The 23,404-nt window shown below is 62.6% G+C and carries 19 protein-coding genes, 1 tRNA gene and 2 pseudogenes; 11 read left to right on the top strand and 11 right to left on the bottom strand.

What is annotated here, in order from left to right:
* Positions 1 to 5 precede the first annotated feature (5 nt).
* Both ABZF37_RS02480 and topA read left to right on the top strand, forming a co-directional pair.
* Positions 6 to 488: a DUF494 family protein gene (locus ABZF37_RS02480; protein ID WP_372716397.1), complete on the top strand. Its 483-nt coding sequence runs from the start codon at positions 6 to 8 to the stop codon at positions 486 to 488.
* A gap of 81 nt (positions 489 to 569) precedes the next feature.
* The gene (gene topA, locus ABZF37_RS02475) at positions 570 to 2,876 is read left to right on the top strand and encodes a type I DNA topoisomerase (RefSeq protein ID WP_372716395.1); all 2,307 of its coding nucleotides are present in this window, start codon (positions 570 to 572) and stop codon (positions 2,874 to 2,876) included.
* Between the two features lie 28 nt (positions 2,877 to 2,904).
* Here the strand turns inward: topA and gyrB are convergent, their stop codons facing one another.
* The 4 genes from gyrB to dnaA all read right to left on the bottom strand — a co-directional run bounded on the left by gyrB (position 2,905) and on the right by dnaA (position 9,029).
* Positions 2,905 to 5,307, bottom strand: coding sequence for a DNA topoisomerase (ATP-hydrolyzing) subunit B (gyrB, locus tag ABZF37_RS02470; RefSeq protein ID WP_372716393.1), 2,403 nt, complete (start codon positions 5,305 to 5,307; stop codon positions 2,905 to 2,907).
* 7 nt (positions 5,308 to 5,314) lie between these two features.
* Entirely contained in the window at positions 5,315 to 6,385 is a 1,071-nt protein-coding gene (locus ABZF37_RS02465) for a DNA replication/repair protein RecF (RefSeq protein ID WP_372716391.1), read from the bottom strand.
* A 10-nt stretch (positions 6,386 to 6,395) separates the two neighbouring features.
* A complete protein-coding gene (gene dnaN, locus ABZF37_RS02460) occupies positions 6,396 to 7,499 on the bottom strand; it encodes a DNA polymerase III subunit beta (RefSeq protein ID WP_372716389.1) in 1,104 nt (367 codons plus the stop codon).
* A gap of 210 nt (positions 7,500 to 7,709) precedes the next feature.
* Complete coding sequence (dnaA, locus tag ABZF37_RS02455) at positions 7,710 to 9,029, bottom strand: chromosomal replication initiator protein DnaA (protein WP_372716387.1); 1,320 nt, start codon at positions 9,027 to 9,029, stop codon at positions 7,710 to 7,712.
* Positions 9,030 to 9,202: 173 nt separating this feature from the next.
* Between dnaA and rpmH the strand changes: the two genes are divergently transcribed.
* The 7 genes from rpmH (at position 9,203) to ABZF37_RS02420 (ending at position 15,518) form a co-directional block, all read left to right on the top strand.
* A complete protein-coding gene (rpmH, locus tag ABZF37_RS02450; RefSeq protein ID WP_372716384.1) occupies positions 9,203 to 9,340 on the top strand; it encodes a 50S ribosomal protein L34 in 138 nt (45 codons plus the stop codon).
* Entirely contained in the window at positions 9,337 to 9,693 is a 357-nt protein-coding gene (rnpA, locus tag ABZF37_RS02445) for a ribonuclease P protein component (RefSeq protein WP_372716439.1), read from the top strand. The genes rpmH and rnpA overlap by 4 nt, the downstream gene beginning before the upstream one ends.
* Positions 9,690 to 9,911: a membrane protein insertion efficiency factor YidD gene (yidD, locus tag ABZF37_RS02440; protein ID WP_372716382.1), complete on the top strand. Its 222-nt coding sequence runs from the start codon at positions 9,690 to 9,692 to the stop codon at positions 9,909 to 9,911. Before rnpA ends, yidD begins: the two co-directional genes overlap by 4 nt.
* A gap of 34 nt (positions 9,912 to 9,945) precedes the next feature.
* Positions 9,946 to 11,586, top strand: a complete 1,641-nt coding sequence (gene yidC / locus ABZF37_RS02435; protein ID WP_372716380.1) for a membrane protein insertase YidC — start codon at positions 9,946 to 9,948, stop codon at positions 11,584 to 11,586.
* Positions 11,583 to 12,917, top strand: a complete 1,335-nt coding sequence (mnmE, locus tag ABZF37_RS02430; RefSeq protein ID WP_372716437.1) for a tRNA uridine-5-carboxymethylaminomethyl(34) synthesis GTPase MnmE — start codon at positions 11,583 to 11,585, stop codon at positions 12,915 to 12,917. The genes yidC and mnmE overlap by 4 nt, the downstream gene beginning before the upstream one ends.
* Positions 12,918 to 13,052: 135 nt before the next feature.
* Positions 13,053 to 14,699, top strand: a complete 1,647-nt coding sequence (locus tag ABZF37_RS02425) for a flavin-containing monooxygenase (RefSeq protein ID WP_372716378.1) — start codon at positions 13,053 to 13,055, stop codon at positions 14,697 to 14,699.
* A 27-nt stretch (positions 14,700 to 14,726) separates the two neighbouring features.
* Positions 14,727 to 15,518, top strand: coding sequence for an SDR family NAD(P)-dependent oxidoreductase (locus tag ABZF37_RS02420; RefSeq protein WP_372716375.1), 792 nt, complete (start codon positions 14,727 to 14,729; stop codon positions 15,516 to 15,518).
* Here ABZF37_RS02420 and ABZF37_RS02415 read toward each other — a convergent pair whose 3' ends face one another.
* The 4 genes from ABZF37_RS02415 to gloA form a co-directional block, all read right to left on the bottom strand.
* On the bottom strand, positions 15,519 to 16,427 hold the full coding sequence (locus ABZF37_RS02415; RefSeq protein ID WP_372716373.1) for a lysophospholipid acyltransferase family protein: 909 nt from the start codon (positions 16,425 to 16,427) through the stop codon (positions 15,519 to 15,521).
* Positions 16,427 to 18,124, bottom strand: a complete 1,698-nt coding sequence (locus ABZF37_RS02410; RefSeq protein WP_372716371.1) for an ABC transporter ATP-binding protein — start codon at positions 18,122 to 18,124, stop codon at positions 16,427 to 16,429. The genes ABZF37_RS02415 and ABZF37_RS02410 overlap by 1 nt, the downstream gene beginning before the upstream one ends.
* A gap of 4 nt (positions 18,125 to 18,128) precedes the next feature.
* Positions 18,129 to 19,682 (bottom strand): glycosyltransferase family 39 protein, encoded by a 1,554-nt coding sequence (locus tag ABZF37_RS02405; RefSeq protein ID WP_372716369.1) that lies wholly within the window; start codon positions 19,680 to 19,682, stop codon positions 18,129 to 18,131.
* 220 nt (positions 19,683 to 19,902) lie between these two features.
* A complete protein-coding gene (gene gloA / locus ABZF37_RS02400) occupies positions 19,903 to 20,310 on the bottom strand; it encodes a lactoylglutathione lyase (RefSeq protein ID WP_372716367.1) in 408 nt (135 codons plus the stop codon).
* Positions 20,311 to 20,560: 250 nt separating this feature from the next.
* On the opposite strand from gloA, the gene ABZF37_RS02395 reads away from it, so the two are divergent.
* Together ABZF37_RS02395 and ABZF37_RS02390 are read left to right on the top strand one after the other, a co-directional pair.
* A tRNA-Phe gene (locus tag ABZF37_RS02395) sits at positions 20,561 to 20,636 on the top strand.
* A 117-nt stretch (positions 20,637 to 20,753) separates the two neighbouring features.
* Positions 20,754 to 20,999 (top strand): hypothetical protein, encoded by a 246-nt coding sequence (locus ABZF37_RS02390; RefSeq protein WP_372716365.1) that lies wholly within the window; start codon positions 20,754 to 20,756, stop codon positions 20,997 to 20,999.
* 74 nt (positions 21,000 to 21,073) lie between these two features.
* On the opposite strand, the pseudogene ABZF37_RS02385 reads toward ABZF37_RS02390, so the two are convergent.
* From ABZF37_RS02385 to ABZF37_RS02375, 3 genes and pseudogenes are all read right to left on the bottom strand, one after another.
* A pseudogene (locus tag ABZF37_RS02385) lies at positions 21,074 to 21,628 on the bottom strand (type IIL restriction-modification enzyme MmeI); the annotation flags it as partial.
* Positions 21,629 to 21,649: 21 nt separating this feature from the next.
* Entirely contained in the window at positions 21,650 to 22,864 is a 1,215-nt protein-coding gene (fic, locus tag ABZF37_RS02380) for a protein adenylyltransferase Fic (protein WP_372716363.1), read from the bottom strand.
* A gap of 275 nt (positions 22,865 to 23,139) precedes the next feature.
* A pseudogene (locus tag ABZF37_RS02375) lies at positions 23,140 to 23,388 on the bottom strand (His/Gly/Thr/Pro-type tRNA ligase C-terminal domain-containing protein); the annotation flags it as partial.
* Positions 23,389 to 23,404 lie beyond the last annotated feature (16 nt).

Here is a 23,404-nt window from a genome sequence, read left to right as displayed (position 1 = left end):
TATCGATGAAGGAATCCGTTCTCGACGTGCTGATGTTCTTGCTGGACCATTACAGCGACGGCGGCACCCTGGACGACGACGCTCGTGACAATCTTGCTGGCCAACTGGCCAGCATGGGTTTTGGGGATGGTGAAATAGACCACGCCTTCGACTGGCTGGAAAGCCTCGCGGACGACGACGAAGTGCAGCAAGAAACCTGTAGCGCCTGGGGCGAGAATGCGCTGCGCCACTTCTGCGCGCAGGAGCAATACCGGCTGAGCCTGGAAGCGCAGGGTTTTCTGATTCTGCTCGGGCAGAACCCCATGATCGACAAACCCTCCCTCGAACGGGTCGTCGATCGAGCGATGGCACTCGAACTGGACGAAATTGACCTCGATGCCATCAAATGGATCGCCCTTATGGTCCTTTACAACCGGCCTGACACGGCCCATCTGTACGCCTACATGGAGGAAATGGCTCAACCCGAAGCGCTGCGGCGTCTGCAGTAGAACTGCCTTGGCCGACGCTCCCCCATCCCTACGCAAGCGCGTGACACTCACCGTACCACTGCCACGGGCGCAGCCCGTCTTATGAACAATCCAAGAACTGTTGTCGTCGTCGAGTCCCCGGCCAAGGCCAAAACCATCAAGAAATATCTCGGAGCGGACTACGAGGTGTTCGCGTCCTACGGTCACGTGCGTGACTTGGTGGCCAAGGAAGGGGCGGTAGAGACCGACCGAAATTTTTCCATGCGCTACGAGAGCATCGAGCGCAACCAGCGCCATGTGGACGCCATCGCCAAGGCGTTACGCGCCGCGGATCAACTGCTGCTAGCCACCGATCCCGACCGCGAGGGAGAGGCCATCGCCTGGCATCTGGCCGAGCTGCTCAAGGAAAGGGGTGCCATCAAGGACAAACCGGTCCGAAGGGTGGTTTTTCACGAAATCACCCAGCGGGCGATTCAGGAAGCGGTGCAAAATCCGGGAGATATCTCCATGGATTTGGTCAATGCCCAGCAGGCCCGGCGGGCGCTGGACTATCTGGTCGGTTTCAACATCTCGCCGCTGTTATGGAAGAAGATCCGCCGCGGCCTGTCGGCGGGTCGGGTGCAGAGCCCGGCGCTGCGACTGATCGTCGAGCGCGAGGAAGAAATCGAGGCCTTCACGCCGCGGGAGTACTGGACCCTTGATGCCACGGCGGGCAAGGGCAAGGCCGGATTTACTGCCAAGCTGGCGCAGTTCGAAGGCGATAAAGTCGAGCAGTTCAGCATCGTCACAGGCGAGCGCGCCGAACAGGTGCGCGCCACCATCGCAACCCAGGCCAACGGCACATTGCGGGTCGCGGCGATTACCCGCCGCTCGCGCAAGCGTAATCCTGCCCCACCGTTCATAACCTCCACCCTGCAGCAGGAGGCGTCCAAACGCTTTGGCTTTACCGGCCAGCGCACCATGCGGATTGCACAACAGCTCTACGAGGGTGTGGACATCGGCAGTGGCCCGATGGGTTTGATCACCTATATGCGTACCGACTCCACCAGTCTCGCGGCCGAGGCGGTTCAGGAGATTCGCGAGCTTATCCTCGAGCGCTTCGGTAACCCGGCGCTGCCCGCCTCGCCCAACGTATTCAAGACCAAGAGCAAGAACGCACAGGAAGCGCACGAAGCCGTTCGCCCAAGTTCGGCCGCCCTTACGCCGGACAAGCTCAAGGCGCACCTGAGCGCAGACCAGCTCAAACTTTATACATTGGTGTGGAACCGCACGCTGGCGAGCCAGATGACCCCGGCACAGATTGATACCGTCGCCGTGGATCTGTGTCCGCCAGCACACCCCGAGACGCTGCTGCGGGCCACCGGCTCCACGGTGCGGGAGCCGGGTTTTCTGGCCCTGTACGACAACCGCGAGGAGGGCGAACAGGACGAGTCATCCTTGCCGCCCCTGGAGCAGGATGCCGAAGTGGAGCTGCGCGAACTTGCGGCAAATCAACACTTTACCGAACCACCCCCGCGCTACAACGAAGCCAGTTTGATCAAGATTCTGGAGGAATACGGCATCGGCCGGCCGTCAACCTACGCCAATATCATCACCACACTCCAGCAGCGTGAATATGTGGCCCTGGATGGCAAGCGCTTCCTGCCGACCGACGTTGGCCGTGTCGTGAGCCGGTTCTTGACCGAGTTCTTCACACAGTACGTCGACTACGACTTCACCGCCCGCCTGGAGGACGAACTCGACGCCGTGTCACGCGGTGAGGCCGAGTGGCTACCGGTGCTGGAACGCTTCTGGCAGCCGTTTCACGAGCTCGTGGTACAAACTGAAACCTCGGTCGCTCGAAAGGACGTCACGCAGCAACTCCTTGACGAAGCCTGTCCGGAATGTGGTAAGCCGCTCGCCATACGACTTGGCAAACGCGGCAATTTCATTGGCTGCACAACGTACCCTGAATGTAAATACACCCGGGATATCAAACCTGCCAATGGCGAGCCCGAACCTGCGCCCGAGCTTCTGGATCGCAAGTGCCCGTTGTGCGAAGGCGACCTTGCCTACAAACGAGGCCGTTATGGCCGCTTCATCGGATGCCAGAACTACCCTACCTGTAAACACGTAGAGCCGCTCAACAAACCGAAGGATACCGGCGTCGCCTGCCCCGAATGCAAACAGGGCACTCTGATGGAGCGCAAGTCACGGTACGGTAAGCTATTTTTCTCGTGCAGCCGTTATCCAGACTGCAAATTCGCGGTCTGGGACCCTCCCTTAGCCGAGCCTTGTCCAAAGTGTGGCCACGCGATCATGACGCTCAAGATAGGCAAGCGACGCGGCGCCGAGAAAGTTTGCCCGGACAAAACCTGCGGGCACCGCGAGCCAGCGCCCCAGGACGCCTTACCAGCACCAGCCGCCTGAGCTGGTGCCGGCCTAGATCCGGACGAACTCAGACGTCCAGATTGGCGACCGCCAAAGCGTTGGTTTCGATAAATTCACGCCGCGGCGCGACGTCATCTCCCATCAGCGTACTGAACATCTGATCGGCGGCCACCACATCCTCGACTCGCACCCGCAACAGGCGACGGGCTGCGACGTCCATGGTGGTCTCCCACAGCTGTTCCGGGTTCATCTCACCGAGTCCCTTGTAACGCTGCACTCCGACTCCGCGTTGCCCTTCGGCGAGTAGTATCTCCAAGGCCTGTCCAAAGGTGGCAATCGGGCGATTGTTGTCCCCAATCTGTAGCGTAGCGCCAGACCCGATCAATCCGGCCAGACGCGCTGCCATCGCCCCGATACCGCGATACTCCGGCGAGTGCCAAAAGGCTCGACCCAGCGCGAACGACGTTGCCACGCCATGCTCCAGGCGCTGCGCCAGCAACATACCCTCGCCACCTTCCGCTACCTGCCAGCTCACGTTGAAGCGGGCAGTCGCCGTGGCCAAGGCTGCTTCGAGCCCTTGTGCCAACGCAGTCATGGCAGGGAGGTCCTGCAGGCGCGCATCAGTTACCTGCGGCTGATCCAGCAGGGCATTCAGAATACGGCGGTCGACTCGCCGGCTCGCCCGTTCAATCAGCGCCAACACTGTCGTGTAGTCTTTCGCCAACGCTTCGAAGTCCGCACTCGGCAACGGCGAAGCGTCCGCTGTTGGGCGCAAGGTTACGTTCTGGAGGGCGAGCTCAAGCAGATACAAATTTAGGCTACGCTCGTCCTTGAGGTAACGCTCCTGCTTGCCTTTTTTTACCCGATACAACGGCGGCTGGGCGATATACAAATGGCCACGCTCGATAAGCTCGGGCATTTGCCGATAGAAGAAAGTAAGCAACAACGTGCAGATATGGGCGCCGTCGACGTCGGCGTCGGTCATGATGATAATGCGGTGGTAGCGCAGTTTGTCCGGGTTGTATTCGTCGCGGCCAATGCCGCAGCCGAGCACCGTGATCAGAGTACCTACCTCGGCCGATGACAACATCTTGTCAAAACGCGCCTTCTCTACGTTCAGTATCTTGCCTTTCAGCGGCAGGATGGCTTGCGAGCGACGATCACGGGCCTGCTTGGCGGACCCACCGGCCGAATCACCCTCCACCAGGTACAACTCGCACAAACTGGGATCTTTTTCCTGGCAATCGGCAAGTTTGCCAGGCAAGCCGGCGATATCCAGCACACCCTTGCGCCGCGTCATCTCGCGGGCGCGGCGCGCGGCTTCACGGGCCCGCGCCGCGTCTACGATCTTTGAAACAATCGCTCGCGCTTCAGCGGGGCGTTCAAGTAAAAAGTCGTTGAGCTTTTCAGCGATTGCCGCCTCGACCACACCCTTGATCTCGGAAGAGACCAACTTCTCCTTGGTCTGCGAGGAGAACTTCGGATCTGGCACTTTCACCGACAAGACACAAGTCAAGCCTTCTCGAATGTCCTCTCCGCTGGTTTCCACCTTGGCTTTCTTGGCGATGCCCTCCTTCTCCATGTACTGGTTCAGAGTACGCGTCAGACCACTGCGGAAACCAGCCAAGTGGGTGCCGCCGTCCCGCTGTGGAATGTTATTGGTAAAGCAGAACATGGTCTCCTGGTAGGAATCGTTCCACTGAATGGCGATCTCTACCCCAATGTCGCCACGCTGATCCAGGAAATGGAACACGGTCGGATGCATGGGCGTCTTGTTCCGGTTCAGGTGCTCCACAAACGAGCTGATCCCACCGAGATACTCGAAGACCTCATGGCGGTCCGTGCGCTCGTCATTCAGTTCTATGCGCACTCCGGAGTTAAGGAACGACAACTCTCGCAGGCGCTTGGCAAGAATGTCGAAATGGAACTCGACATCGGTGAACACCTTGGCGCTCGGCTTGAAAAAAACGCGGGTTCCGGTGGTGGTCGTTTCGCCGATCACGGCTAACGATGCCTGTGGCACGCCGTCCCGGTAAATTTGCTCGTGAACCTTGCCGTCACGGCGGATTGTCAGCTGCAGGTGCTCCGACAAAGCGTTCACTACCGATACGCCTACGCCATGCAAGCCCCCGGATATCTTGTACGAGTTGTCATCGAACTTGCCGCCCGCGTGCAGGGTAGTCATGATGACTTCCGCCGCGGAACAGCCTTCCTCCTCATGAATATCGACGGGAATCCCTCGACCATCGTCTTCGATGCTGGCCCCCTCTTCGTGGATCGTAACGGTGACGTTCCTGCAATGACCAGCAAGCGCCTCATCAATAGCGTTGTCCACTACTTCAAACACCATATGGTGCAGACCGCTGCCATCGTCGGTGTCTCCGATATACATACCGGGCCGCTTGCGCACGGCGTCCAAGCCTTTCAACACTTTGATACTGGAAGAGTCGTAGACGTTAGATTCAGTCATGGGGTTCTCAATGAGGCGCGGATAGCAGGGCACCCTGTTCCACGTGGAACAGAGCATCAGCGTCGGCGACAAGGTCCGCGTCAAACGCGGGGGAGGTCACGAATCGTTGCAGTTTGTGGGCGGCCAACGTAGCCAACACCGCCGTCACGTGGCGATTGTCAAGCTCGGCAGCGAGGTCGTCGACAAACACTATTGGGGTGGGTTCCGGCTGGCCGTCCAGCAATTCGTCGAGTTGCGCCAGCCGCAGCACGAGGTACAAAAGCTTGGCCTGGCCAGCAGACATCTGCTCCATGCCAAGTCGGTCACGCGAGCGAAAGCCTAGATTTGCCCGGTGCGGACCGCCAGAGGTGTAACCGAGTTTCCGGTCGCTATTTTCCGCCTCACTCCAGTACGCAGCCAGGGGCAAACCATCTCGCCAACCACGACTGAACTCCAGCGTCACTTCCAAGCCGAGTTCCAAGCGCTCGCTTACGCGTTCAACGTGGGACTGTAGGCGTAGCACGTAGGCCTCTCGACTTTTCGTCAGAAGCTCCCCATCTCCAACCAATGCCTCCAGCCACGGCTTGCTCGGCTGACCCGAGCGAAGAGCCGCATTACGCTGAGCCAACGCCGTGTGATAGCGAACCCAGCTGCGGTGAAATTCGGGTTCCACGTGAAACAACCCCCAATCCAGCAAGGAACGTCGCTCGCCGCGACTCATCCTGAATCGGCGTACCCCGTCCTGCGACAACGGCAAAATGGGTAAGGTACGCGCCAACTCAGACGCAGCCCTAAGCTGGCGGCCATCCAGGCTAAGCCGGGTACCGCTCCCATCCCGGTCCATGCGGACGTGGAAATCCCGCTGATCGGGGGTCTCGAACCAGGCACTTATACTCAAGCCCAGCGTTCCATGGCGCACGATCTGACTGGTATCGCGGGTCCTGAACGATCGCCCGAGCGCCGCCAAATGAATCGCTTCAAGCACAGAGGTTTTTCCACCCCCATTGGGTCCTACCAATAGGTTCAGGCCCGGTGCTGGGCGCCAGTCGATTGCCTTCAGATTGCGCACGTCACGAGCGATGAGGCGGGTCAATCGCATTCAACAAAGATCAAAGGCGCATTGGCATGATGACATAGCGACTTGGCCCGCCTCCCGGCTCGGTAAGCAGACAACTGCTGCCTGAATCCGCCAGCTGCAAGCACACCGCGTCACTGCGCAGGGCGCCCAATACATCGATCAAGTAGCTGACGTTGAACCCAATTTCCAGCTCGCCGCCGCTGTACTCGATCTCCAGCTCTTCTTCACCTTCCTCATTCTCAGCATTATTGGCGGACAGGCGCAGCAGGTTCGGCTCCAGCTTCAAGCGCACCGACCGGTACTTCTCGTTGGCAAAAATCGCGACCCGACCCAGCGCTTCGCGAAACGCCAACCGGTCAATATCAATCGTCTTGTCCTGGTTACGGGGAATAACCCGCTCGTAATCCGGGAAGGTGCCATCGATCACTTTGGATTTGAACACGACATCCGCGGCAGACAGAATCAGGTGGTCTCGGCCGATACTCAAAGTCGCCGGCGTATCGACGTCGTTCAAGATGCGTAACGTCTCTACCACCGTTTTGCGCGGCACGATGATGCGACGACTGGCGTCCGGCGGCACCTCGACGGCGAGATCCGTCACCGCCATGCGGTGGCCATCGGTCGCCACGAAGCGCACCTTGCCGCCCTCAATCTCCAGCAACATGCCGTTCAGGTAATAGCGCACGTCCTGTTGCGCCATTGCAAAATAGGTGGTCTCAATGGCCCGACGCAAATCCCGCTGGGACAACACCAACGGCAGTTCATCGCCCTTGACATCGATACCGGGGAACTCGGCGGCCGGAAGGGTGCTAAGAGAAAATCTCGCTCGTCCAGCCCTGACAGATGCTCGCTCGCCGTTTGTCTCGATAGTTAACAGGGTACCTTCCGGCGTGGCGCGACAAAGATCCAGCAGTTTTCTGGCCGGCAAAGTCGTGGCGCCCTCAGCCAGGCATTTTTCCAGTTTGCCTGGAATCAACAGCTCGACCTCTAGATCCGTTGCCGATAGACGAAAGCCATCAGCATCCGCTCGGATAAGCACATTAGCCAGAATAGGCAGGGTTTGGCGCCGTTCAACCACAGCGTGCGCCACCTGTAGTGGTGTCATGAGCTGACTGCGTTCAACGCTGATTTTCATGGGTGGCCTCGTTAATACTCAAACTTATTGATTTAAGGCTTATTACTATTAAGGGCTGTTAGTAACTGGATAAGGTAAAAATAGCATTTATTTTCAGTAAGTTGGATTGTGGATCGCTAGGGTATCTTTCTCACTACTTGACCAAAGTATGGCCCGGCAATCGAGTTAGCCCGGGTTGGTCGTTCAGCCTCCACAACTTATCCACAGCTTTTAACTGGTCAAGATTCGAACGAGGTTGGTGTAATCCTCGGCGATTGTTTCATCATCGCGGCGCAGGGCCGTGATGCGTTCGCAGGCGTACAGTACGGTGGTGTGATCGCGACCGCCAAGAGCCGTACCGATTTCTGGCAAGCTGCAGGAGGTCAATTCCTTTGCCAGGGCCATACCCATTTGTCTGGGCCGAGCAAAGCAGCGCTTGCGGCTACGCGAGGTCAGGTCAGCGGCTCGGATGCGGTAGTACTCGGCGACCGCTTTGACGATTTGGTCGGGCGCCACTTGGCGGTCCTGAGCCTTGACTATGTCTCTCAAGGCTTCGCGCGTCAGTTCTAGTGTGATGGGGCTATGGGTAAGCGTGGCGTAGGCCATGACCGTGCGCAGCGCGCCCTCAAGTTCGCGTACGTTCGAGTGCACCCGGCGGGCGATAAAGAAGGCCACTTCCTGAGGAACGGTTTGCCTGGCCAGCGCCGCTTTGCTCAGTACGATGGCAACCCGGGTCTCCATGTCAGGAGCTTCTACGGCGACGGACAAGCCCCATCCGAATCGGGACTTCAGCCGGTCTTCCAAGCCTTTGATGTCGCGGGGGTAACGGTCACATGTCATGACCAGTTGGTTCTTGCTTTCCAGTAGGGAGTTGAAAACGTGAAAAAACTCCTCCTGTGAGCGTTCTTTACCCGCGAGAAACTGGATATCGTCTACCAGCAGTAAGTCGAGGTTGCGGTAAAACTGTTTGAACCCGTCAACCCGGTTCTGCTGTAGTGCCGACACCATGTCGGCCACAAAGCGCTCGGCCGACACATAGGCGACGCGCGCGCCGGGCTGCTGTGTCAACAGAGCATTGCCAATGGCATGCAACAGATGAGTCTTGCCCAGGCCGACACCGCCGTACAACAGTAACGGGTTGTAGATCCCGCCGCAATTTTCGCTGACTAGCAGCGCCGAGGCCCGCGCTAGCCGATTCGATTTACCTTCGATAAACGAATCGAAATCGAGATGAACATCGACCACGGGCGCCGATTTGCGCTTGCGCTGTGTGGCAGGCGGTGATGACCTGCCATGTGGCGACGTCTGTGCTGTCTGTTCGACGGAACTACCGATTTCCAGAACCAGGGAGAGTCCTCGATCAGCCAGCAGTTCCCGGATGCGGGCCTGAAAGCGCGTGCTGACTTGCTCCAGCACAAACTGATTCGGTGCCAGCAGGTGCACGGTGCTATCGACAAGCTGTGCTTGCAGCGGTCGGATCCATGTGTTGTAAAGCTGTTGCGACAGCTCGCTTTCCAGCTGCGCGAGACAGCTATGCCAAGTGTTTTTCAAGGGCGCCCTCGACGGCTGCCGGCCCGGTTCCGAAAGCCGGAGCGGCCGGTAAGTTTACCCCCTAGCTGGAGCCGCTAACGAGTGTGGACAACTAAAAACCCGGTTGACTGCGAGGCTCGCTCTCGGTAAGCTCTCGCGCCATTTTTCCCCTGTCACATCCGGAAGTTGCGGCCATGAAGCGGACCTACCAGCCAAGTAACCTGCACCGCGCGCGAACGCACGGTTTTCGCGTCCGCATGCGTAGCGTCGGTGGTCGCAGAGTGATCAATGCCCGCCGCGCCAAAGGCCGCCACCGCATCAGCAGCGTCTGAACCTGCCTGAGCCGGCGGTTTCCGGGCAGCGGTTCACACGCCAGCAGCGACTGCTCACAGCCGGCCAGTTCAAGAACATATTCAGGCGCGGTCGGCGCCTGCGTTTGGATAGCCTAGAGTTGATTACGCTGAGTAATGACTTCGGCCAACCCCGTCTGGGCGTGGTGGTCCCAAAGCGCTGCGTAAAGCTGGCCGTGCGGCGCAATACCATCAAGCGTTGGGCGCGTGAATCCTTTCGGCGGCGGCAGCAGCGCCTGCCGGTCGGCGACATCATCCTTCAGGTGCGTGGCCAGGTCGTTACGTTCGCGCAAGTCGAGGCGGCCATGGAGCGTCTGTGTGGAGCAGCGCCATGAGTCGCGTTCTGCTGATCCTGCTGCGCGGCTATAGAATCCTGCTTAGCCCGTTTGTCGGGCAACACTGCCGCTTTCAGCCCAGCTGTTCAAATTACGCCGCTGTCGCCGTGCGGCGCTTTGGGGCTTGGCGCGGGAGCTGGCTTGCCTTGAGGCGCCTGCTGCGCTGCCACCCATGGTGCGCCGGTGGCATCGACCCGGTGCCCGAGCAATGGTCGTAAGTGCCCTCGAGCCGTCGATTTAACCGGAATTAACATGGAAACCATCCGGCTGATGCTGGTGACTGTTTTGTTGGTCATCACGTTTTTCATTTATCAGGCCTGGCAGGTGCAACGGCCGCGTCCGGTTGTGCCGCAGGCGGTCGAACAAAGCACGTTGCCCAAGGCGATCGGCACCGCGCCAGCGCCCAGCAAGGCAGCGGCCTCGGCACTGGCGCCGACCGAGCCATCGCCTCGCGGCCAGCGTATCGCCGTTGCGACAGATGTCATGCAGTTGCAGATCGATACCGCTGGCGGTGACATCCAAGCCCTGGATCTCACTCGCTATCGGGTCAGCCGCGATCGTCTGGCAGCGGCTTATCCCATGCTCAATGCAGCCGCGCCACGGCTGTTTTATCCGCAAAGCGGCTGGTTGGCGTCAGACCCTGCCCGGGCGCCGGACCATCAGGCGAACTTCGTCTCGCTGGCGAGCGAGTACCGGCTGCAGGATGGTGTCGATCAGCTGGAAGTGCCTTTGGTGTGGACCGACACCGCCCATGGCATAGAGGTGCGCAAGGTTTACCAGTTTCGACGCGGCAGTTACGACATCGGCCTGCGATACGAGGTGCGCAATACCGGAGCCGGGCCGTGGCAGGCCCAGCCCTATGCGCAGTTGTTGCGAAAAAAAGGCGCGGACGCGAAAGGCAATATGTTCATGCCCGCTTCATTTCAGGGGGCGGTTTACTACAGCGCGGCCAGCAAGTACCACAAGCTGAGCTATGACGAAATGCTCAAGTCGCCTCTGGCAACCACCCTGGGCGACGGCTGGGTTGGCCTGAGCGAACATTACTTCATCGCGGCCGTATTGCTGCCCAAGGACGAAGCCAGCAACTGCTATACCCGCGCGTTGGTTGAGGAAAAATACTTGATCGGCTGCCTGGCGCAGCCGCTGAGCGTCGCCCCCGGGCAAACGGAGAGTTGGGAGACCCGAATCTACGCCGGCCCTAAGGACCAAGACCGTTTGGAGGATGTCGCCCCGGGCCTGGCCCTGACCGTCGACTACGGGATGCTGACGGTGCTCGCCCAGCCGGTGTTCTGGCTTCTGAGCACCATTAACGGCGTTGTCGGTAACTGGGGTTTTGCCATCATTCTGGTGACCTTGCTGATCAAGCTCGCCTTCTATCAGCTGTCGGCGGCCAGTTATCGGTCAATGGCGCACATGCGCAAGGTCCAGCCCAAGATCATGGCCCTGCGCGAGCGCTACAAGGAAGACAAGAAAACACTTAACGAAAAGATGATGGAGCTGTATCGCAGCGAGAAGATCAACCCGCTGGGCGGCTGCTTGCCGATCCTGGTGCAGATTCCGGTGTTCATAGCCCTGTACTGGGTGTTACTGGAGAGCGTTGAGTTGCGCCACGCGCCTTTCATGCTATGGATTCATGACCTGGCCAGCGCCGATCCCTATTACGTGCTACCGGTCCTGATGGGCGTGTCGATGTTTCTGCAGCAGCGCATGACGCCCATGATCGGCATGGAACCGATGCAGCGGCGCATCATGTTGTCCATGCCGCTTGTGTTCACAGTGTTCTTTGCGTTGTTCCCGGCCGGGCTGGTGCTGTACTGGTTCGTCAACAATGTGCTGTCGATTACCCAGCAGTGGTTCATCAATCATCAGCTGGATCGCAAGGCCACGGCCTGAGCGCAGCCACGGATACCATCGCCGCTATCGCCACGCCCCCGGGACGGGGCGGGGTCGGTATGGTGCGTATCTCCGGGCCCGCGGCGGCCGCGATTTGTCAGGCTCTGACCGGCAGTTTGCCACCGCCGCGGCAGGCGCAGCTGGCGAGCTTCCACGATGCCGACGCTCAGGCCATCGACCGGGGTCTATGTCTGTATTTCCCCGCGCCACGCTCGTTCACGGGCGAGGACGTGGTCGAGCTGCACGGCCATGGCGGGCCGGTGGTGATGGACATGCTGCTCGCCCGCGTGCTGGCGCTAGGCGCTCGTCAGGCTGGGCCGGGCGAATTCAGCCAGCGCGCGTTCCTGAACGACAAGCTCGACCTGGCCCAGGCCGAAGCGGTTGCCGACCTCATCGACGCGGCCAGTACGGCTGGCGCCCGGGCGGCGCTGCGCAGCCTTGACGGCGCCTTGTCGCGGGAAGTTGCGGCGCTGTCCGAGCGCTTGATTCAGCTGCGCGTGCAGATCGAGGCTGGCCTCGATTTTCCTGACGAGGAACTCGACCTGCTGGCTGACGGCCGCCTGGTCGCCGCGGCCGCGGCCCTGGCCGATGACCTGGGCGCCCTGGTCGAGCGCGCCGGCGAGGGCCGCTTACTGCGCGATGGCGTAACGGTGGTACTCGCCGGCTCCCCCAATGTGGGCAAGTCGAGCCTGCTCAATGCGCTGGTGCAGCGCGAGGCCGCCATCGTTACCGCCATTGCCGGTACCACGCGCGATGTCCTGCGCGAGTATCTGGCCATCGACGGCCTGCCACTGCACCTGGTTGACACCGCCGGCCTGCGCGACAGTCAGGATCCGATCGAGCAGGAAGGCGTTCGCCGCGCGCGCCTGGAGATCGCCCGCGCCGACCACCTGTTGTTCGTCACGCAGGCCGGCGCGCCGGAACAGCCTCCCCCGGACTTGCTGGCCCAGGCGGCGGCGGTGACGCGGGTCATCAACAAGATCGACATAAGCCATGACCTACCACGCTCGGTGGTGGGCGTCTGGACCGACATCTATCTGTCGGCCCGCACCGGCGCCGGACTGGATCTGCTTCGGTCGAGAATTTGCGCCGCGGCCGGTTTCGCAGGCGCGGAGGGACAGTTCAGCGCGCGGCGCCGGCACGTCGAGGCACTGCGCCAGGCAACCGAGGCCACCACGCGCAGTGCCACGCTGCTGGCAACTGGCGCCGGGTCGGAGCTGGCGGCCGAGGAGCTGCGCCTGGCGCAGCAGGCGCTTGGGGAAATCACCGGTACGGTCAGTAGCGACGACTTGCTGGGGCGTATCTTCAGCAGCTTCTGTCTGGGCAAGTAACCGGGCGCAATAGCCGGCGCGGTGCCAGCTCGGGCGCGGGTCGTTCTAAACCTCCGCCTGACAGTGTATGTTTCGATCAACGGCGGCTGAATCGACCGGCGCAAAGCACAAGCAGGGCAGCAACAGGAGCCAACAATGAACGACTCGCGTAGTCCACCGCAACCGGCAACCGATTTCGACGCAGTGATCGTCGGCGCCGGTTTCGCCGGCTTGTACATGCTGCACAAACTGCGCGAGGCCGGCTTTTCGGCGCGCGTATTCGAAGCCGGCACCGGCGTCGGTGGCACCTGGTACTGGAACCGCTACCCGGGCGCCCGCTGCGACATCGAGAGCGTGGACTACTCGTATTCCTTCTCGCCCGAACTGGAGCAGGAATGGCAATGGAGCGAGCGCTACCCGCGCCAACCGGAAATCCTGGCCTATCTGAACCATGTGGCAGATCGCTTCGACCTGCGCCGGGACATCCACCTGGAGACCCGCGTCACGGCGGCGCACTTCGAAGAGCAGGCCGGTCTGTGGCAAGTCGAAACCGACCGCGGCCAGCGCGTTACGGCGCGCTATTGCGTGATGGCCACCGGCTGCCTGTCGCTGCCCAAGCGACCGGACTTTCCGGGTGTGGATCAGTTTGCCGGCGACTGGTACCTGACCGCCGCCTGGCCCAAGCAGGACGTGGACCTGACCGGTAAGCGCGTGGGCGTGGTCGGTACCGGCTCGACGGCCATCCAGGTGATTCCGCAGGTCGCCAGGCAGGCCGCCCATCTGACCGTATTCCAACGGACCGCGAATTTCAGCGTGCCCGCGCGCAATGGCCCCTTGCCGCAATCCGATCAGCAGCGCATCAAGGCGCAGTACCCAAGCCGCCGTCGGCTGAGCCGGGAATCGCTGTTCGGGGTACCGGTCGCCATGCCAGCGGCACCACGGCGCACCCGCGACATACCGCCTGACGAGCTGCGTCAGACACTTGAGACGCTGTGGGCACAAGGCGGTGCAATGAGCCTGCTGGCGGCCGCACCGGATGTGATCGCCGATGCCGAGGCCAACACACTGGTGGCGGACTTCGTGCGGGAGAAAATCCGCGCCACGGTAAAAGATCCGAAGGTCTCGGCAATGCTGTGCCCGACCACCCATCCGCTGGGCACCAAGCGCCTGTGCCTGGACACCGAATACTACGAGACCTACAACCGCGACAACGTGACCCTGGTGGACCTGCGTGCCACGCCGATCGAGCAGATCACCGAGCATGGCCTGCGCACCAGCGCAGCGGAATATCCGTTGGATGTGCTGATCTTCGCTACCGGCTTCGACGCCATGACCGGCGCGTTGAACAGCATCGACATCCGCGGCCGGGACGGCCTGGCCCTGAAACAGGCCTGGGCCGGTGGGCCGCAGACCTACCTGGGCCTGGCCAGCGCCGGCTTTCCGAACATGTTCCTGATCACCGGCCCCCAGAGCCCGTCGGTGTTCTCGAACATGGTGGTGTCGATCGAGCAGCACGTGGAGTGGATCGCCGGGTGCTTGGCGTACCTGCGTGAACACGACCTCGCGTGTATCGAAGCCAACCCGCAGGCGCAGGCCGGATGGGTGGCGCACGTGGCCGATGTAGCCAACAGCACGCTGCTGCCGCAGACAGACTCCTGGTACGTAGGCGCCAACGTGCCCGGTAAGCCGCGCGTGTTCACGCCGTACCTGGGCGGCGTGGGGCCGTACCGCCAGCATTGCCAGCAGGTGGCGGCGAACGGCTACGAAGGGTTTGAACTCAGCCGTCAGCCAGTCGCCGCCTGACGACAGACCACGCAACACGAGAACACAATGGATTTACAGCTCACCGGCAAACTGGCGCTGATCACCGGCAGCACCGCCGGCATCGGTTATGCGATCGCCGCCAGCCTGGCGCGCGAGGGGGCGCGCGTCATCATCACCGGCCGTACCCAGGCGGGCGTGGACGAGGCGCTCGGCAGTCTGCGTGCCGACACGGGCGTGCCCGGGCTGGGCTTTGCCGGCGATCTGGGCGACGCGGCGGTCTGCGAAGCATTGGCGGCGGCCTACCCGGACGTGGAAATCCTGGTCAACAGTCTCGGCATTTTCGAAACCAAGCCCTTCGTGGACATTCCGGACGCAGACTGGCAGCGTTTTTTCGAGATCAACGTGATGGCTGGGGTGCGCCTGGCGAGAGCCTATCTGCCGGCCATGCGCGAGCGCGACTGGGGGCGGATCGTGTTCATTTCCAGCGAAAGCGCCATCAACATCCCGGCCGAGATGGTGCACTACGGCATGACCAAGACCGCCCAGCTGGCCGTTTCGCGAGGCCTGGCCGAGTCGCTGGCCGGCACCGGCATCACCGTCAACAGTGTGCTGCCGGGACCGACCCGCTCACGTGGCGTGGTCGAGTTTCTGGACAAAGTGGCCGCGGAAGCGGGCCAGCCGGTGGCGGATATCGAACGCGAGTTCTTCAACCGCGCCCGGCCCAGTTCGCTCATCCGGCGATTCGCAGAACCGGCCGAGATTGCGGCCATGGTGACCTACATTGTCAGCCCGCTGGCCAGTGCCACCACCGGCGCCGCGCTGCGGGCGGATGGCGGCATCGTGCGCAGCCCGTTCTGATTAGTCGCGTCCCCAGCGCCGGTAACGCCATTGCCAGTAAGCGGGATGAGCACGGATTTCCGCCTCGGCCAACCGGTACAGCGTTTGTAGGGTCGGGTCGTCCTCGCGCAGGGCCGCCGCCGGAGCGGGCAACGCCGGATGGATGACCACGTCGTGCTCGGCCGGATGCAGGAAGATCGGCAGGATCGGGGCTCGTGCCCGGCGCGCGAGCACGAACGGGCCGGCTGGCATCGGCACCCGTTTGCCGAGGAACTCGATCTCGATACCACCGTCGTTCTTGACGCCCTGATCCAGGTAAATCATCACCACCCGGCCGCGGCGCAGCGCGTCCAGCACGCGCGGCGCGGCGGCCTGGTCGTGTTCGATGCGAATTGCCTCGATGCCCAGGCGCTCCAGCGCCGCAATATAAAAACCGGGCGGCACCTGGCGTGCCTCGCGGATGACGATGGTGGCCGGGTAACCGGCCTGTGCCAGCCACAGGGGTACCTTGGCGAAGTGCCCCAGGTGCAGGCCCACGGCCAATACGCCACGCCCGCCGGCCAGCGCCTGATCCAGATGCTCGCGGCCATGTGCCGCGACCGGTCCCAGGAACTGCCCGGCGTCGATCGCGCCATCCACCAGCTGCAGGAATTCGAGTGCCCCGACGCTGGCGTCGCACAGCGACTCGCGCGCAATGGCGGGCAGTTCCGTTTGCGGCCGCGTCGGTAGGCCCCGGCGCAGATTGGCCAGATCGCGTCGTCGATCACCAGGGCGCAGGGCGTAGTTGAGGGTGCCAAAAAATCGCCCGACGGCGCGCGTTGCATGGGGGCGCATTGCCAGCGTCCGTGCCAGACGGTGCAGTACCCGAAACAGGCTGCGCCGCCACAGGCGGCGAACAGGTCGCAGCAGGCGCCGGGCCGTCGTCGCCATCAGGTGACCGGCTCGTTCGCCGTGCGTAGCCTGCCGCCGACGATGTGGTGGACATGGTCCGACACGTCCAGCAGTGCGGGTCGGTGGGTGATGGCGAGCAGCGTGTAGTGGGTCTTCAGCTCGCGCAGGGTATCCCGAACGGCAGCCTCGGCAGCGGCGTCGAGCGCCGAGGTCGGCTCGTCCAGGATCACCAGCGCCGGGCGGTGCACCAGGGCGCGCGCGATGGCGATACGCTGGCGCTGGCCGCCAGACAGCTTGCCGCCGCGCTCGCCAACCGGCGTATCCAACCCATTTGGCAGCTCTGCGACGAACTCCCAGGCGCCGGCCAGGCGCAGCGCCCGCTCGGCGTCATCGCGGCCGAGTGCGGGGTCCCCCAGTGTCACGTTGGCGAGCACGCTGTCGTGCAGCAGCAGCGTATCCTGCGGAACGTAGCCGATCATGCGCCGCCAGGCCCGCCGGTCGAGCTGCGCCAGCGGTTGGCCGTCGATCAGCACTTCACCGGATTGAGGGCTCAGCAGGCCGATGACGACATCGACCAACGTTGTCTTGCCAGCACCTGAAGGGCCGATGAGCGTCGTCAACTGGCCCGCCGGGATGTCGAGGCTTATATCGTCCAACACCGCCTGCTCGCCATAGGCGAAGCGCACGTGCTTCAGCGCGATGCCGTGCTCAAGGCAGGGCCGGGCGCCACCGGCCGGGGGTTCGGCCGCTGCCCGGGCCTTGGTGATCGCGGCGTGCAGCAGCCAATACGCGGCTTCCGAGCTCACCATGTGTTGGTACTGCCGCTGCACTTTGGTGAAATAACCGAGCACCCGTGCCAGCAGGAAAATCACCACCATCACCGCCGCCAGCGACATCCCCAGATGCACCATGGCCAAGTACAGCCCGCCGGCTGCCAGGGACGCCAGCAGTGGCTCCTGCACCGCCGGAAGGGCTTCCTTGGCGATGACCTGCTTGCGCAGGGCCTTGTCGATCTGCCGCGTCTGGCTGGCCAGAATTCCGTCGGCGAGATCCTCGCGGCCCATGGCCTTCAAGGGTTTTACCGACTGCAATACATCCGTCAGATAGGTAACCAGGGCGGCAGTGAGCTGGGACTGACGCGCGCCGGCCCGGCGAGCGCGGCGTACCAGTCCCCCCATGGCGCCCATTAACGCGCCGCCGATGCCCAGTGCGACCAAGGTGGCCTGCCAGGACACCAGCAGCGCCAGCGCCGTGTAAATAACCGCTTGCACCAACAGGGCGATCATCTGGGCGGCGTTGAAATAGGCATTGGACGCCCGGTTGGCCTCGCCGGAAATCGCGTTCGACAGCCCGCCGATCGGCGTGTGCAGGTAATACTCCCAGCGGCTTGCCAGCACGGCTCGCAGCAGGCCCAGACGCAGGTCGGTCGCTACGCGTGCCACGGTGTAGCCGACCTGCGCGTTGGCGGCCAGCGTCAGTAGCGCCTTGGCCACCATGGCCGCCACCATAAGTACCAGCAGCGGACCCAGGCCCGGCGGGATGCCCATGGCGGCCAGGAACTGCGTGACTTGTCGAGCCGGCAACGGCAGTCCGGCGCTGTCGCCCGATACCGACACCAGCATGGTGAGCAGCGAGGACAGGCCTAATCCGTCCAGCAAGCCGGCCAGCAATAGCGCCAGCAGGGTAAGCAGACCGCGCGCCGGATAGGCTCGCGCAAAGTGTAGTAACAGGCGCATGGGGTCAGGGTACCCGTCGCACGGACTGGGGCCGATAGCCGGCAGCGATACGGTAGTAAAGGTGGCGGATCACCTGGCCCCGCCAACGCAGGGTCTGCTCGCGGATGGGGCCGACGTCGACCAGAGCCGCCTCGACGGAGGGATCCTCCAGATCCTTGCGCTCGAAATCGATCAGCAATACCGGCCGCCGACCGTCGCTTGGGTCGTCGAACCAGTACTCGAACATCGCTCCGGTGCGCCCGACGATGTTGCGCGAGGTGATGTTGTCGCGCCGGCCGTCGGTGTCGTAAAAGGCCAGACCGGCGGCAATCGACCACTTGCTCATGCCGGCTACCAGTGGGCGCTGGCCAGTGTCACGTTCGACCTGCTGTTCGAGTGTGTATACCGCCGCTGTCGCCTCGCGCCAAGCGAGATAACCCACGTTGTGCGTCGGGTACGGAACGCCGGGCAGACCAAAGACGATGTAAACGGCGGTCGTGGCGTAAATGCCGGCCAGTAGCAGCAAGCTAGGCCGCCAGGCGCGATACAGCCAGCGCCGCAGCGGGTCATCCGCACCGCCCGGTGGCAGCAGCGTCATTGCCAGCAACGGCAGCAGCGCCAGGTACGCGGGCCCAGTCCAATGGAAATGCGCGTAGTTGAACAGACTGAAGAAAAAAAACACGCTAAACGGCACACCGGCCGCCCACAGCAAGAAGCGGCGGCTGCGGCGATCCGGGACCGCCTCGGCACGCCAATCCGGGCGATTGAGCAGGCCCCAGGCGGCCAGCGCGCCGGTCGGAAACAGCAGCAGCAGCACGTGGACCACCAGCAAGTGGGTCGAGAACTCGTAGTTCTCCTGCAGGCGTCGGCTGCCCTGGAATGCGAAGGATGCCCAGTCGTGTTGCAGGTTCCAGACCAATACTGGCGAGAACAATACTAGCGCCATCAGTGCTGCAAGATACGGTTGCGGGCGACTCAGCCAGCGCCGCGCCGCCGGGTCGGTCAGCACAAAGCCAGCAGCGCCGCCGGCCAGCAGCACGATGGGATACTTGGCGAGCAGGCCGATGCCCATTGCCAGGCCGATTCCCAGCCAGGCACGCGCGTCATCCCGCACCAATGCCCGATGCAGGTAAAACAGCCCGGCCGACCACGCCGCCACCAGCGGCGCATCCGGTGTCATCAGAAAGCCGGACAGGAAAAACCCCGGCAGAGCGCAGCCCAGCAGCACTGCCGCCAGTGCGAGTTGGTGGCCGCCACCCACCTCGCGCGCCAGCCGGTAGACATAAGTCAGGGTGATCAGGCCGCAGCCTATGGCTCCCAGACGCATTCCAGCCGCCGTGTTACCCAGCAAATGCGTACCGAGCCAGTTCAGCCAGGCCACCAGCGGCGGGTGGTCCAGAAAGCCGAGTTCCAGGTGTTGCGAGTAGAGCCAGTAATACGTTTCGTCGACGATGGGGTCGGCGAGCGGAAAAAACAGCACTCGCAGGGCCACGAAGAACCCGGCGAAGGCCAGCAGACCCGTTCCTGGTAACGTGGTTAGCGGCAGAGTCAGGGATGTCGCCGGGGGGGATGCAGTCACTGGCAGATGGTTTTATGAGCGGGCGCGGCATGATACCGCCCCTGCCGCGGGCGCCGGTCGGCCCTTAAGGAAGCGCTGAATAAATCCATCCTGGCTTTCTCAGCGCCCGCCATCGGAAAAGCGTGGTTTTCCGATGGCTCACAAAATCCGTGGCTGTCGGCCACAGATTTTGGCAGCGCATCCTTGCGCTGCGGTAAACACTGAATACTTCAGCGTCTCCTTAGCGTTGCTGCTGGATCAGCTCGATGCGATAACCGTCGGGGTCCTCGGCAAATGCGATTATCGTGCTGCCGTGCTGCATGGGGCCGGCCTCGCGCACCACCTTGCCGCCACGTGTCTTGATCGCCTCGCAGGTCGCGTGAGCGTCCTGGACCTCAATCGCAATGTGACCAAACCCGCTTCCCAAGTCATAGCATGGCGTGTCCCAGTTGTGCGTCAGCTCGATCAGCGGCGTGCCGGCCGAACTGGGCGAAACGCCCGGCTGCGACGCGTAACCGACAAACGCCAGGGTAAAGCGACCGGCCGGAAAGTCGTGGCGCGCCACCAGGCCCATGCCCAGCACGCTGGTGTAGAACGCAATCGAGCGGTCAAGATCGCCGACTCGCAACATGGTGTGCAGAATTCGCAAGACGCTTTCCTGGGTAATGACTGAAGGCTCCGCGCTCGGCAGCCAAGCGGAGCCGATACTGGCCTGCCTGATGGTACCGCGCGTCTTGACGCCACTGTCCAGCGGCGCATCTAATACGCACCCCGCGCCGCGCCGCAACGGCTGAATCGACCCGCGGTCCGCAAACATGGTGTTTTCCAGGTTTTGCCTGGCGGATCGCAAGCCTACCCGTGGCCAGCCGTGCCAGCGGCAGGGTTCCAGTTCGAGGTGTGGCCAGGTAGCTCAGTCGGTAGAGCAGTGGACTGAAAATCCACGTGTCGGTGGTTCGATTCCGCCCCTGGCCACCATTTTTTACGTGGGTAATCCCGCTAAGACGGGGTCGCGTGTTGTGATTTTCCGCGCCCAGGCCAAAGCTGTCGGAGTCGTGGCGGGCGCGCCCGCTTGTATCTTTAGCCCAAGGTCTTATGCCCTACCTGATCGTCAAGCAAACCAAAAAAACTCTTTCCAAAGGCAAGTTCCTCGACCGGGAAAACGGACAGGTTTTCGAGCGCGAACGCGTCGCAACCGACCGCGAGAGCTACCTCAACAGCGTCGACCCGGTGTGTTGGGTGCCCTGGATCGATATGGCCATCACCTTCTCCAGCCGCCAAAAAGCCGAACAGGTTCGCCGCAACCTGCCGGCGGAGGGTATATCTGTCGAGTCCATGTGAGCGGCCCTTGCAGAGACTTGCATGTTGCCGACGCGGACATGGAAGTGAACATTCCGAGCCGGGAATCTCTCCAGTTACGCGTTGAAACCAACCGGCCCGGTTCGGCCCGCGGTGTCCGTACGAGCGTCTACTTCTCCCGACCCTGCCTGGCCGCGGCCTGTGCCCGATCGGACCAGCGGCGCAGTCAGCGCGGCGTAGCGGGTGAATAGAACGCAACGCGCTGGGACCCCGTCGCCGGCATAGCTGCGGGCGCCGCCGTCGGGGCGGCGAGGGCGTCTAGTGTCTAGTACGGCTTGCGCGGCCTGTTCGATGGCGCGGATGTTGAGCGGGTCTTGGTCGCGCACGCGCACGTCGGCGTAGCCGGCGATGAAGCCGAAGCGCTCGATATGGCGCGGCGGCTCGGGGCCAGGAATGCCGGCGAAGTAGTCGGTGGCCTGCGTGTAGGCGGCGGTCAGATCGGCACCGGCGCTCTTGTGCTCGGCCAGCAGCAGGCCTGGCCAGAACACGTCGATGCGCCCCATGCCGGGCCGGCCGAAACGCGCCGCGGCGCGCTCGAACACCACCTGCGCACGCCGCCGGTGCACGCCGAACACGGCCAGGAACTCGTTCCAGAAGGTCTGCGACTCGGCACGTTCCGAGGCGCCGTTGGCTCAGTCGCGGGCAAAGGCCACGGTGCGGGCGCGGATGTCGGCCCAGGTGAGGCGGGCGGGGGTTGGTTGGGTCATGGGCGCGGACGCGATCCGGCGTCCATGTCGGGCTGCGGATACGATCTGTAAGCCGTGGCCTCGCGCGTCATGAAGTTCGAGGTAGCGTGGGTGCAGGAATACCTTTTCCCGACCGGAGCGCCACTCCTCCAGAACCCCAGTGGCGCATAGCTGCTGGAGATAAGACGAAGCAGTCTGCCGGTGGCCGATGCCGGCGGCGACCAGATTGGCGATGCGACAGTACGGCTGCACGAAGATCAGCTCCACCAGCTCGCGGCTATAAATCGACGGCGCTGCGCGACGCACGTAGTCCCTGGTGTGGTCCATCAGTTCGCGGATGGCCTGGATGCGCGAGCTGGTCCAGCGCGCGGTGTCGGTGACGGCGGCCAGCATGTAGAGCAACCACGGCTCCCAGGCTGCTTCGCGGGTGACGCCTAGCAGCAGGCGGTAGTAATCCGTCTTGTTGTGCAGGATGTAGCGGGACAGGTACAGCACCGGCTGGCTCAGCAGGCCCTGCTCCACCAGATACAGCAGGTTCAGGATGCGGCCGGTACGACCGTTGCCATCGATGAAAGGATGGATGGCTTCGAACTGGTAATGCGCCGCGGCCATGCGCACCAGCGGGTCCAGATGGGTGGCTTCGTGAAGAAAGCGTTCCCAGTTGGCGAGCAGGTCGCGCAGCCGGGCTTCGCCGGCCGGTGGGGTGTAGATCACTTCGCCGATCGCGTCGTTGGCAAGTGCCGTACCCGGTATGCGGCGGATGTCCATATCCCGGTCCTTGATGAGACCGCACACCTCCACGGCCAGGCGCGCGCACACCGGGCGCTCGACCAGCGATCGACAGCCGTGGTGTAGCGCGGCGCGGTAACGCAGTGCCTCGCGTGTTGGCGGGTCACCAGGATCGGCGCCATCTGCGTAGCGGAAAAGCCTGTCAGTGGTAGTGACGATGTTCTCGATCTCTGAACTCGCCTGTGCTTCCAGTAGCGGGATGGCGTTGATGAGAACGGTGGGATTTGGAATCAGGGCCCCGAGCTGCTTGAGCTCGGCCAGAGCAGCGCGCGCCTCGATACATGCCTTGAGCACCGCTCGGGTTTCAATTTCCGTTGCTGGCGGGAGCCGGGGCAATTCGTCGTAAGGAACCGTTGGACCGGACCAGGCCATCTCGGGCCTCCGTTAGGGGTGGGGGTAGGACATGGGTGCGACATAGGTAGGACATATGTCGAAGTCGGCGACATATTCGATTTTCGTGTCGAATATGAACAAACTGTTCGACATGTTATGCGAGGCGCCCGTGGTTGCAGTCGGTCTGCGCAGCTCTTATGCAATCTTGAGGCACTTAAAGTTGCGTAAGACGCGTCCGAAGCGCCCCTTATGCAACTTTCGCGGCCTTGCGCTGTGAGTCCTCGCGGGCGGGATTGCCCTACCCCACGCGTTGCTCAGCTCCCGGCCAGCGCCTGGCGGATGAACCCGGTCGTCTCGGCCAGCGGAATGTTCTGCGCTTCCTCCGCGCGGCGAGCCTTGTACTCGACCGTGCCGTCCTTGAGGCCGCGTTCGCCCACCACCAGCCGGTGCGGGATGCCGATCAGGTCCATGTCGGCGAACATCACGCCGGGCCGCTCCGGGCGATCATCCAGCAGCACTTCCACGCCAGCGGCGGTCAGTTCGGCGTATAGGCGCTCGGTCGCTTACGCCACCCCCGGC

Source organism: Immundisolibacter sp., assembly GCF_041601295.1.
Lineage (GTDB): Bacteria > Pseudomonadota > Gammaproteobacteria > Immundisolibacterales > Immundisolibacteraceae > Immundisolibacter.
Note: the sequence above shows the minus strand (reverse complement) of the source record. Positions and strands in the feature narration are given on the sequence as shown.